The organism is Streptomyces sp. NPDC006435 (genome assembly GCF_040612315.1).
GTDB lineage: Bacteria > Actinomycetota > Actinomycetes > Streptomycetales > Streptomycetaceae > Streptomyces.
On sequence record NZ_JBEXPY010000126.1, the window covers coordinates 1 to 1,398 of the forward strand.

1 protein-coding gene is annotated in these 1,398 nt (G+C 70.1%); it reads left to right on the forward strand.

Translation table 11 applies throughout. From position 1 onward, the window contains the following. Positions 1–1,398 (forward strand): condensation domain-containing protein (locus ABZZ04_RS39430; protein WP_356937060.1); only part of this gene is annotated, 1,398 nt, incomplete at both ends.

A 1,398-nucleotide genomic window follows, 5' to 3' on the forward strand; every position in this document is an offset into this window, starting at 1 on the left:
GTGCGGGGACGAGGTCGCGGTGGACGTGCGGCTCAAGCGGGGCCGTTTCCACAACGAGCTGACCCGGCACCGCTACGACACCGTCCTCACCAGGAGCCCGGAGCGGTCGGTCGACCTCGCGGATGTCACCACCCTGACCTGGGGCACCGACCTGGGCAGCGCGGACGAGCTGGCCCTCTGGGTGAAAAAGCACCGCCCCTCCGCACTGCGCGTACGGTCGGTTCCCAACAGCCGGATGGCACACGAAGTCGCTGCCGCGGAAGCCCTGTTCACGGACGGCTCGATCACGGCGGCCGGCGAGGCACTCGCCACGCCCCTGCCGTCAGGAGCCGACCCGGACACCCTCTACGAGCTCGGCGAGAACCTCGGCTACCGGACCGCCGTCACCTGGTCGGCGGACGCGCAGGACACCGTCGACGTGCTGCTCCACGCGGACTCCGCGGACCGGACGCCGACGGATCGGGTCTACCTGCCGTCCGCAGAGGTCTCGGCCGAGCCGGCCGCGTACGCGAACACGCCCGCCAAGAGGGGCAACCCGACAACCTTCGTGGCATCGGTCCGCTCGTACCTGCACGAGCGACTGCCCGAGTACATGGTGCCCTCGGCCCTCATGGTGCTCGACGCCCTGCCCCTGACGACCAACGGCAAGGTCGACCGCAAGGCGCTGCCGACCCCCGACGCCACCGAGCTCTCCACCGGAGGCGCTCCCCGCACCCCGCAGGAAGAGATCCTCTGCGACCTGTTCGCCGAGGTTCTCGGCCTGCCCCGGGTGGGCGTCGACGGCGACTTCTTCCACCTGGGCGGCCACTCGTTGCTGGCCACCCGGTTGGCCAGCCGCATCCGTTCGACCCTCGACACCGAACTCGAGGTGCGCACGATCTTCGAGGCGCCGACCGTGTCGGCACTCGCCGCCCAGCTCGACCAGGGAGCCAGGGCCCGGACCGCGCTCGCGCCCCGCGAGAGGCCGGAGAGCGTACCGCTCTCCTTCGCCCAGCGACGGCTGTGGTTCCTGCACCAGCTGGAGGGCCCCAGCGCCACGTACAACATCCCCATGCTGCTGAGGCTCAACGGAGAGCTCGACCACGAGGCCCTGCGGCTGGCCCTGGCGGACGTCGTGGCCCGGCACGAGAGCCTGCGCACGATCTTCGTGGAGAACGACGGCGTGCCCCAGCAGCGAGTGGTCGACGTCGCGGAGGCGCGGCCCGAACTGCATGTCAGCCGGCTCGGGAAACCGGAGCTGGTGGCGGAAGCCGCCACGGCGGCGAGCCGGTACGCCTTCGACCTGTCCTCCGAACTTCCGCTGCGTGCGGAGTTGTTCGTGTTGGGGGGTGGTGAGTATGTTCTTTCGCTTCTGCTTCATCACATTGCGGGTGATGGTTGGTCGTTGGCTCCGCTTGC